8 protein-coding genes and 4 pseudogenes are annotated in these 10,345 nt (G+C 38.9%); all 12 read right to left on the reverse strand.

What is annotated here, in order from left to right; translation table 11 throughout:
• Window positions 1–168 precede the first annotated feature (168 nt).
• Window positions 169–682, reverse strand: a 514-nt coding sequence (locus AFK68_RS39740; protein ID WP_210407613.1) for a bifunctional ornithine acetyltransferase/N-acetylglutamate synthase, incomplete at its 5' end; no start/stop codon positions are given.
• A gap of 1 nt (window position 683) precedes the next feature.
• Window positions 684–1,614: pseudogene (gene argJ, locus AFK68_RS39745) on the reverse strand (bifunctional ornithine acetyltransferase/N-acetylglutamate synthase); the annotation flags it as partial.
• A gap of 97 nt (window positions 1,615–1,711) precedes the next feature.
• Entirely contained in the window at window positions 1,712–1,852 is a 141-nt protein-coding gene (locus tag AFK68_RS37330; protein WP_168186649.1) for a hypothetical protein, read from the reverse strand.
• 165 nt (window positions 1,853–2,017) lie between these two features.
• Window positions 2,018–2,212 carry a hypothetical protein gene (locus AFK68_RS25170; RefSeq protein WP_094676052.1) on the reverse strand — a complete coding sequence of 65 codons (195 nt, stop codon included), beginning with the start codon at window positions 2,210–2,212 and terminating at the stop codon, window positions 2,018–2,020.
• Window positions 2,213–2,273: 61 nt separating this feature from the next.
• Window positions 2,274–2,468 (reverse strand): hypothetical protein, encoded by a 195-nt coding sequence (locus AFK68_RS25175; protein WP_094676054.1) that lies wholly within the window; start codon window positions 2,466–2,468, stop codon window positions 2,274–2,276.
• Between the two features lie 71 nt (window positions 2,469–2,539).
• Window positions 2,540–2,734, reverse strand: a complete 195-nt coding sequence (locus AFK68_RS25180; protein ID WP_094676056.1) for a hypothetical protein — start codon at window positions 2,732–2,734, stop codon at window positions 2,540–2,542.
• Between the two features lie 1,021 nt (window positions 2,735–3,755).
• On the reverse strand, window positions 3,756–5,360 hold the full coding sequence (locus AFK68_RS25185) for a glycoside hydrolase family 57 protein (RefSeq protein WP_094676058.1): 1,605 nt from the start codon (window positions 5,358–5,360) through the stop codon (window positions 3,756–3,758).
• Between the two features lie 607 nt (window positions 5,361–5,967).
• Window positions 5,968–6,507 carry a pentapeptide repeat-containing protein gene (locus AFK68_RS25190; protein ID WP_094676060.1) on the reverse strand — a complete coding sequence of 180 codons (540 nt, stop codon included), beginning with the start codon at window positions 6,505–6,507 and terminating at the stop codon, window positions 5,968–5,970.
• An 876-nt stretch (window positions 6,508–7,383) separates the two neighbouring features.
• The coding region (locus AFK68_RS42560; protein ID WP_371357555.1) for a WD40 repeat domain-containing protein at window positions 7,384–7,765 on the reverse strand (382 nt) is incomplete at its 5' end.
• A gap of 1 nt (window position 7,766) precedes the next feature.
• Window positions 7,767–8,514 (reverse strand): annotated as a pseudogene (locus AFK68_RS42565) (WD40 repeat domain-containing protein); the annotation flags it as partial.
• A gap of 26 nt (window positions 8,515–8,540) precedes the next feature.
• Window positions 8,541–9,855: pseudogene (locus AFK68_RS42570) on the reverse strand (protein kinase); the annotation flags it as partial.
• A 211-nt stretch (window positions 9,856–10,066) separates the two neighbouring features.
• Window positions 10,067–10,345 (reverse strand): annotated as a pseudogene (locus tag AFK68_RS43850) (adenylate/guanylate cyclase domain-containing response regulator); the annotation flags it as partial.

The following is a 10,345-nucleotide window of genomic DNA, read 5'->3' on the forward strand; positions in this document are numbered from 1 at the left end:
CTCCCCTACTCTCAATCTATAATTTTAAATAGATCCCCTTAGGGGTTCTATATTTTCGGACGGGCAGGATGCCCATCCCACTTACATTCATCCCTTAATTCAGCAACGCCCAGTTTTTCAGTTGTTACTGACATGAAAAAAATCCGTGTCCTATCTTATGTTTCTATATCAAGTAGTGTACTCAGCATTAATCTTTACATAGTCATAACTAAGGTCGCATCCCCACGCCTTCCCGCTACCAACACCATCTCCAACTTTGACAGAAATTACCACAGTATCATCCTTGAGATATTCTCCTGCTGCTCTCTGCTGCAAATATTCGCTAGCAGCAGCGCGGTCAAAATCTAAAGGTTGACCATTCTCCATGAGCAAAAAGTCTCCCAATTTTACCTGTAACTTATCCTGCTCAAACTTGACTCCAGCACGACCTGCTGCTGCTGCTATTCTTCCCCAGTTAGGGTCTCGACCAAAAATGGCTGATTTTACTAGAGAAGACCCGGCAATTGTTTTGGCAATTTTATTAGCAGATGCTTCGTCAGATGTTCCATTAACTTGAACTTCTATCAAACAAGTTGCTCCCTCCCCATCACGAGCGATCGCTTTTGCTAAATAAATACAAACTTCTGTTAACATTGCCTCCAACTTTTCTGCTTCTGCTCCCATATTTGTCATAGCAGATGTGNATTTTACTAGAGAAGACCCGGCAATTGTTTTGGCAATTTTATTAGCAGATGCTTCGTCAGATGTTCCATTAACTTGAACTTCTATCAAACAAGTTGCTCCCTCCCCATCACGAGCGATCGCTTTTGCTAAATAAATACAAACTTCTGTTAACATTGCCTCCAACTTTTCTGCTTCTGCTCCCATATTTGTCATAGCAGATGTGCGAGACTGACCATTTGCTAGAGCAATAACTGTATCATTGGTACTCGTATCCCCATCAACAGTAATTTGATTAAAACTGCGATTAACTGCTCTGGTTAACATCTCTTGCCATAATGGAGGAGAAACTGCTGCATCACAGGTAACAAATGATAACATTGTTGCCATATTCGGATGAATCATTCCAGAACCTTTAGCAATACCACCAATACGAACCGGGCGATCGCCCATCAGTGTTTCTAAAGCGATTGATTTTGTAACTAAATCTGTGGTGACAATAGCTTGTGCTGCTGCTTCCCCTCCTTCTGGGGAAACTGTAGAGATTAATTGAGGAATAGCTGCTTTAAGAGCATCCATTTTAATTCGTTGCCCAATGACTCCCGTGGAGGCTAGTAAAATTGAGTCTGGAGAAATATTGAGTGCTTTTCCCAATTCTGTTGCACTTTCCACTGCATCCTGCCAACCTAAATCTCCGGTGGCAGCATTTGCTTGTCCAGCGTTACACAAAATTGCTCTAGCACTTGGTTTATCCTCTAAACGTTGGCGACAATAATCTACACAAGCTGCTCTTACTTGAGTTGTGGTGAAGACTCCAGCAGCGATCGCATCTACATCTGACAAAATTAAGGCCAAATCTGCTGCTCCGGAGGGTTTTAACCCGGCAATTATTCCTGTTGCCCGATATCCTTTGGGAGCTGTTACTCCACCAGTTATTACTTGCCAGTCTGACATTTTTCTTTCCTTTATTTATGATTGTGCTGACTGGCAATTATAGCAAAAGGTAGAGGTTAGAAGTTGATTCTTGATATTTTCTTAGTGTCTGCTATAGCTACTCCCACAATACCTTACTATCATAAACTAGAGCGTTTCGTTTATCCTTCAGTTTCTCTTCTTCTATAATTACTGCCTCAATTTCTTCTACAATCTGCTCAGAAATTCCCATTAAACCAGCCATCTTCCGAACTGCCACTTTTTCTTGATTATTATATTTTGCATCAGCACAACAGGCTTTTATTGCCCAGGGAAAATAGCTACTTTTTTAGAGAAAAAAATTAGTCGCAACTTTTTCTACAATAGTGAAGTTGCGACTTAATATATGAGTCAAAAAAATCATTCAATTATTCGCAAAATATTTCTAACTCATAGCAGCATGACTACGATCATAAGTGTTGACAAAACTAGGATGAGGTTTTCCTTGAATATTGCCCCAATAGTTATCTGCTTCTACACCGACTTCAGTTGCCATACGGTTTAGCATAGACTGTTGGCGATTTTTAATGAGGTTGTGATGGCGCATCATTAATGCACGAGCTTGATTTTTTACATCCATTGTTGATTTTTCCTATTGCTAACTTTTGCTTTTGATAATTTTTTTGAAGTTTGATAATACTCTAACTCATGGAAGCATGACTACGGTCATAAGTAGTGACAAAACTAGGATGAGGTTTTCCTTGAATATTGCCCCAATAGTTATCTGCTTCTACACCAACTTCGCTTGCAGTACGATTGAGCATTGACTGTTGACGATTTTTAATGAGGTTGTGATGACGCATCATTAATGCACGAGCTTGATTTTCTATATCCATTGTTTTAATTCTCCTTTTGGATTAAATTTTGTTTGTTAAAGATGAAATTTGATTCTAAAAAAGGAAGCCAATTAGCTCATGGAAGCACGACCGCGCTCATAATTTTTTCTAAAGGTAGGCTGTACTTTTCCTTGAATATGACCCCAGTAGTGACTACTTTCTAATCCCACTTCAGATATCGCTCTGTTCAGCATTGACTGCTGACGATTTTTGACAAGATGGTGATGATGGACCATTAAGGAACGTGCTTGAAGTTCAGTCAACATACTAAACTTTCTCCTTTGATTGCTTGACTAATGTTTGGGTTGCTTTTTTCCTTTCATCTTTATACTAACAGAGATTTCTGTATCTGTTGTTACTAAATAGTCTTTTGTAATAAATATTTACATTGTTTTAATAATTTGAGATGATTAATATAGCAATCCCCTGCATGGTTGTCATATCTTAGTGGCGGTTAGGAGTCAGGAGTCAGAATTTGCTGATGTTTTCAGGTCAAATTAACTATTATAAAAACTGTCACAACCAATGCGCGGAGGATCAAATTAATTAGGGTTTGCTGAAAAAGTCTTTTTTAAGGAGTAGGGGAGCGTGGGAGTAGGGGAGTAGTAGGGACGTTGCATAACAAAAATACGTTTTCCGTTCCGGAATGCTCCGCAAACATGTCGCGCAGCGAAACGTCCGTACAGGAGTAATTTTTTTCCCAACTCTTGCTAAAAATACGCTCCTTTTTGATTTTTCGGGAACCGTGCATTAAGAGGTGAAACAGGCGTACTTTTTAGCAACCTAAAAAGGCTCAAAGCTTTCTCTGTAAATACTTTGATATTTAATCAGCAAGCCCTAATTAAAAACTTGAAAATTCAAGGGATAAAAATCATAAGAAGTAATACCAATTTCAAAAAAATCATGTTACGAATAGTAAAGCCGATAAAATATTTTGCAGGAAATCGCTTTAATAAAAAAAGATGATTTACGGCCTAAAAATGATATTAAAGCAATTCATTATTACTCCTGACTCCTGAATTCTAAAAATTCCCCTAGCTATTTGTAGCAAAAATTTATCAATTTGGTATAAAATACTATGATTATAGCGCTACGCATTAAGGTTAGGACATTCCTAAATCTTGTTTGCGCAGTATGACCTAAGAAAACCCTTTGACAGTTTACTATTCCCTATTCCCTATTCCCTATTCCCTAGCGCGTAGCGCTATAAAGATAAAAAAAACTCCCCTGGAAATAAAGAGGAGCAAAGAAAAAATTATTGTTAACAGTCTTGAGTAGGTCTGAATTTTATTTTTTGACTGAAGAAAGTTGCCTGTAAACTTGATAGTTAATTTCAGGAAAAATATTGTCGATCGCCTCAACCTTTTCCAACCAACCAGAGTCAATCTTTCCCTGTAGAATCTCGTCATAAAGCTTATTAAAACGCCTCAGATGCGATCGCGTCCTCCGCACAGCATAAGGGACCATAGTACCCGTACTCATAATAAACGCCCAGTCAGAAGATTGAGCCAGCAATAATTCTCGGCCTGCCTGATTTAAAGCCCTTCGTACCAGTTCATCTTGTGCTTCATATCGCGCCAATTCAACCATCCGTTCTGCGGCCTGATGTAAATGAGGATAAATCCAAGAATTAGTATGATTAAGCCAATATTCATGGAAACCCTTATATCCCCAACTCGACTGTGCTGGAAGACAAACTTGATGTTCGGGATGTTTCTGTAAATAATCTGCCAAATGAGTCATCCGATAAGTGCTTTGGTCATACCAAGTTTTGCGAAATAGGAAATCCAAAAACCAAGGCCCTTCATACCACCAGTGACCAAACAACTCAGCATCGTAGGGAGAAACAATAATTGGAAGTCGCTCCATAATATGGTATAAATGCTCAACCTGGCGTTCCCGATTAAACATAAAATTACCAGCGTGTTCTGCTGCTTTTTCTCTAGACCAATAAGGGTCGTAAAGTTCTTTATCTCCTAATCCCAAACCACGACCTGTAATTTTATGATATTTAATGCCTGTATTCTTGCGCTGGCCATTAGGCATAATATAAGGCTTAATATATTCATATTCTGCTTCCCAGCCTAAATCTTTATAAAACTCTCTATATTCTGGGTCTCCTGGATATCCCACTTGCGAAGACCAAACCTGTTGAGAAGATTCATGGTCTCTCGAAAAAACAGCTACTCCTGTTTCTGTAAAGATAGGGGCATAACTACCAAATCTAGGTCTAGGTCGAGCGTAGAGTACACCATGGCTATCTGTTAAGAAGTAACGTATACCAGCATCAGCGAGTAATCGCTCTAAACCTTCATAATAGGCACATTCTGGGACCCAAATGCCTCTGGGACGACGGCCAAAGTTTTCTTCATAATGTTGACAAGCAACTTCGATTTGTGCCCAGACTGCCTCCGGGTACATTTTCATCAGTGGGAAGTAGCCGTGGGTAGCGCCACAGGTCATAATTTCTAGGTTGTTGCTGTCTTGAAACTGCTTAAATGCAGTAATTAAGTCACGGTCGTAACGTTCCCAGAGTTCTCGAACATTGCTGAAGTGAGTGGCGTAATGTTCTGCAAGGTAGCGGATATGACCATTGTGGGTATTGTGGTCAATTTCTTTTTCTGCTAATTCTTCCAGTAAGCTTAAGTGGTGTTCATAGCGATCTTGTAGTAGAGGGTCTCGCAGCATGGCCACCAAAGGTGGTGTGATACTCATGGTCAATTTAAAGTCCACACCATCTCGCTTTAACCCCTCAAACATTTGGATTAGGGGGACATAAGTTTCGGTAATTGCTTCAAATAGCCACTCTTCTTCTAAGACATAATCGCTTTCTGGATGTCGTACAAAAGGGAGATGGGCGTGAAGAACAAAGGCGAGGTAGCCAATAGCCATAGCATTTATAGGTAATAAAACAGTGAACTAAAGTTGAAATTGAAAAAAATTATAATATTTTCTTTAAGATTGTAAGGGTAAAGGGGTACAAAAGTTAATGCTATTTCCAATGTGGAGGAGAGTAGGGAGTGTGGGGAGGAATGGGAAGTTTAGGAAGTTTGGGGAGGGTGGGGAGTTTAGGAAGTTTGGGAGGTGTGGGATATCGAAGATATGCAAGCTGCTCCAATCATAAAAAATAAAACTAATCACGCCACAGAAATCATCAATTATTTCTCCTTTATACCAATTCCCATGCATTATTGCTATACTTGGGCGATACTTCAGTTATTAACCGCTCGGTACAATCAGAATCATTTTTTGGCTGATTTTAGCTAGTTTAATGTTAATTATTCTTATGTTTGCTTCTCTGTACGGAAGTTGCATAGGCAAAAATGCGTTTTCCGTTCCGGAATGCTCCGCAAACATGTCGCCCTCCCTATAAGTTTAATGTCAGCTCTTAGCTGAAAACGTCCCTACCTACTTCCCTACTCCCCTGCTCAAGTAAATATAGAAAAGTTTTTGAGAAATGGTATTACTCCCTACTCCCTACTCCCTACTCCCTACTCCCTTATCTATAAGGATATATAGTACCATCAGGTAAGATTGCGCCTTTTAGTTGGGCATCAATAAAGCTGGCTTTGCTAATATCAGTGTCCCGTAAGTCTGCCCCTCTTAAATCAGCATTCCAAAAAACAGCCTCTGTTAAATCAGCCCCGCGCAAATTGGCCTTCTGGAGATTTGCCCCCCAAAAGTTAGCTGATTTGAGGATAGACCTCTGTAAGTTAGCTTCTTGTAAGTTGGCACTATCGAATTCTGCTTCTGTTAAATCTGTATTGGTAAAATTGGCTTTTTCAAGATTTGTATTAGAGAAGTCAGCATTCTTTAATTCTGACCCAGTTACGTTCATTTTTTTATAATTAGAATTACTGAGATTTATATTGGAAAGGTTACAATAAAAACATTCTTTTGAGCGTTTTAAAGTTCGTGCTTGCCATTTTGTGTATGCGACTACAGGTGTGGCAAAAGCTACTGAAGCTAATAGAGTTGTTATTAATATTTTGAGTTTCATTACATCTTTATCCAGATAAGAGCATACATAGAATGACATTCCACTTTGGGTTTTCCTGCGGAATGCTGCGCAAACATATCGTGAAAGGGAAACAAAAAAACTTGGCGTTGCTGAATAAAGGTATTATTTTACAGGAGTCAGGAGTCAGGAGTCAGGAGCTAGAAAGGAGCTTTGTCCGCGCCTTAAAGAGGGAAAATAATAGGTCTGAGTTACACCCCTATTTAGGAATTTCATACCGTGTTTCAGCAATGCCAAAAACTTTTTCCTTCTTTTCCTCCTGATATAAAATCTGGTAGGATTGGTATAATTAGGTAGTTTTTTAGGAGTTATATTATGTCCGGTAGCATCGGTATTGCAAGCGAGAAGGTAAGNTAGGAATTTCATACCGTGTTTCAGCAATGCCAAAAACTTTTTCCTTCTTTTCCTCCTGATATAAAATCTGGTAGGATTGGTATAATTAGGTAGTTTTTTAGGAGTTATATTATGTCCGGTAGCATCGGTATTGCAAGCGAGAAGGTAAGGAAGAAGGCTCATATTATCTAGGAGAGAAGGAAGAAGAAAAGGAAAAACCTTAAATATGGTTAATATTTCTCCAACTTTTGCACAAACGATACCAGCGGACATAATATGATATCATTCTTCATCAAGACAGTTCCAAAATTATTAGACCTCTCCAGAAAATAAACTTGCTCTTTATTATAAGATAAGCTAGAATCGTAAAATTTAGAGACAAAATCATTTTTCGTATCTTTTTCGTAAGAATAAATTCCCCTGTTCCCTACTAAGCGCAAAAAGTCTATATCTTTATTCACCAGATGTCTATTGATAGCCACAATTATAATTGTTGTAGGGATGTTCCATAGAACATCCCTAAAAGTGATTCTCTAATATTAGGTGATTTTCATCCAAACAATTTTAGAACCTCGAAGGAGAAAAACGCCACAGCTTAATTGTGTCATCAAAACTACCACTAATTAAAGTTTTGCCTTGAGAATCAAAAGTTAAATTCACCCAGGCGGAATGTCCTTTGAGAGTTCCCATTAAACCACCTGTATGAATTTGCCAGAGTTTAATTGTACCTCCAAAATCTCCACTAGCCAAGGTGTTACCATCAGGGCTAAACTGAAGAGATTGCACTTTTTCTGAATGACCTATTAAAGTACGTTGAGAACGCCTACTTATTTGTCGGTGGTAAGTATTTAGATCCCAAAGTTTAATCGTATTATCCCAGCTACCACTAGCTAAGGTATTACCATCAGGACTAATAGCGACAGACCATACAGGTCCACTATGACCCNCTCCACTAGCCAAGGTGTTACCATCAGGGCTAAACTGAAGAGATTGCACTTTTTCTGAATGACCTATTAAAGTACGTTGAGAACGCCTACTTATTTGTCGGTGGTAAGTATTTAGATCCCAAAGTTTAATCGTATTATCCCAGCTACCACTAGCTAAGGTATTACCATCAGGACTAATAGCGACAGACCATACAGGTCCACTATGACCCTTTAGTGTGCGTAGTAGTCTACCATAACGCCAATTCCATATTTTGACAGTACCATCATTACTACCACTAGCTAAGGTTTGACCATTAGGACTGAAGACAACAGACTGCACTTCATCTAAATGCCCATAAAGAGTATACAATAGTAAACCACTATTAATATCCCAAATTTTTATGGTTTTATCTTTGCTGACACTGGCGATCGTATTGCCATCAGGACTAATAGCGACAGAGAAAACATCTTTCAGATGACCATACAAGGTATTTTTCAATCTACCAGTGTAAAGATCCCAAATTTTAATTGTACTGTCACCACTAGCACTAACTAGGGTGCGACTATCTGGAGTTATAGCAACAGACCATATAGGTCCGTCATGTCCTGATAATGTACCTAAATTTTGCCCACTGCGTAAATGTAACAGTTGAATACCCCCATCTGTACTGCCACTCGCAACAATGCGACCATCTGGGCTGGTTGCGATCGACCAAACCGGACCTGAAGTTGTTGCTAAAGTTCGGAGTGGGGAAAGTTGGTCTAGTATTCCTGTAGATGGTGGTAGCGGCGGGNCTAAATTTTGCCCACTGCGTAAATGTAACAGTTGAATACCCCCATCTGTACTGCCACTCGCAACAATGCGACCATCTGGGCTGGTTGCGATCGACCAAACCGGACCTGAAGTTGTTGCTAAAGTTCGGAGTGGGGAAAGTTGGTCTAGTATTCCTGTAGATGGTGGTAGCGGCGGGAGTTTAGTTGTGTACTCATCTGTTTCGGGCTTGGGTACATATGGCTTAACTAAATATGGCTCTCGCTCTACAATAGTGGGCGTTTCTGATAAATCAGAAAGTGATGATTGAGTTTGGGGAGATGGTACGCGAGAACTAATAACTAATGATAATAGAGCGATCGCTGCTGCTCCCCAAACAGTTACACTCCACTTTGGTTTTTGCAGGATGACATCTACTGGTGTGGGTCCGTACTTGATATCTTTAATAATTTCGGCTGCGGACTGATACCGTTGACGATGGTCTCGTTGCACCATTTTATCTAAGATGCGACCTAGATGACGACTAATTGGATCTTTCAAATAGTCTCGCCACACCCATTTATCAGATTTGATATCAAATAGTTCAAATGGTGAAACCATTGTTAATAGATGCAGACAAGTTGCACCTAAACTATATATGTCACTGTTGGGATAGATTTTCCCCTGTGTTTGTTCTGGGGCAGCATATTCAGCGGAACCATTAATACTGCCTATTGATAGTAGGTCTCCATTAGCAGAAATGGTAACACCAAAATCAACTAAAACAAATTCTGGAATAGTTGTGCCTGGTTTTGTCCGACAAATGATATTTTCTGGTTTAATATCTCCGTGAATCAGGTGATGGTCATGGATAAACTCCAACACTGGCAACAACTGATTCAATATTTGCCAAATTTTATTTTCATTAAAGACACCATCTTCTATAAGTTCTGTGGCCAGGTTCCGGCCTTCAATATATTCTTGTACTAAATAACGGTGGCCATCATGTTCTACAGATGCTAATAGCTCCGGAATTTGGGGATGTTTACCGATTTTGTCTAGCTGTACTGGGTCACAGCTAAATGTCGGGATAATTTCTTGACCTTGAAAAACTAGGTCTTTTCTGTCGTCTAGGTTGACAAATTCTTTAATAATACAAGGTGGTTTAGAAGGTTTGTCTTGGTCAATGGCTAGAAATGTACGACTCCAGACACTTTCACCTAAAGGTTTGATGGTCTGATAGCGTTCTTTGAGTATAGGTGGACAATGGGCATAGGCTCCTATTGTCTCATTTTGGCTGACAATTTGCTTGTCACCATCTTCCGGATTTTGGTTGTGAGGATTGATGCGATGATTCATAATCAGCAATCAATTAGCATATTTTTTCTATGATAATATTTATTAGATTTTAGCTACAAATATTATGGAATGGTTAGGGGTTGTTTGACTTTGTAGGAGCAATAAATTACAACTAAAAATTTTTGGAGGATAAATGAGTTTTGACTTTAACCTTGAGAAATTAGTAGTTGGATTGGGTTATATACATTTTTTCACTTTTAATCTGGGTTGATTATTTTCGGACAATTTTTTCAAGAGCAGAATTTAAAATGCTAGAAATTAAAGCCCTAGATTGATATAAAATAGCTTCTGCTTCTTTGCGTTGTCTAATTTCTGCTTTAAGATTATCTTGTTCTATTTTTAATAATTTTCCTTCTGCTTCTAATAGTTGTTTTTGTTTTTTAATTGTTAACTGACTTTTGATTCTGGCTAAAACTTCTTGTTCTTGAAAAGGCTTAGTTATATAGTCTATTCCTCCTACTTCAAAAGCTTTTACTTTATCAAAAACTTC

The sequence above is a fragment of the Hydrocoleum sp. CS-953 genome, assembly GCF_002260545.1.
GTDB lineage: Bacteria > Cyanobacteriota > Cyanobacteriia > Cyanobacteriales > Microcoleaceae > Trichodesmium.

Excerpts from the sequence above, each read along its gene's own strand:
- AFK68_RS25170 (WP_094676052.1), bottom strand. The coding sequence starts at position 2,212 with ATGGATGTAAAAAATCAAGCTCGTGCATTAATGATGCGCCATCACAAC.
- AFK68_RS25175 (WP_094676054.1), bottom strand. The coding sequence starts at position 2,468 with ATGGATATAGAAAATCAAGCTCGTGCATTAATGATGCGTCATCACAAC.
- AFK68_RS25180 (WP_094676056.1), bottom strand. The coding sequence starts at position 2,734 with ATGTTGACTGAACTTCAAGCACGTTCCTTAATGGTCCATCATCACCAT.
- AFK68_RS25185 (WP_094676058.1), bottom strand. The coding sequence starts at position 5,360 with ATGGCTATTGGCTACCTCGCCTTTGTTCTTCACGCCCATCTCCCTTTT.
- AFK68_RS25190 (WP_094676060.1), bottom strand. The coding sequence starts at position 6,507 with ATGTCATTCTATGTATGCTCTTATCTGGATAAAGATGTAATGAAACTC.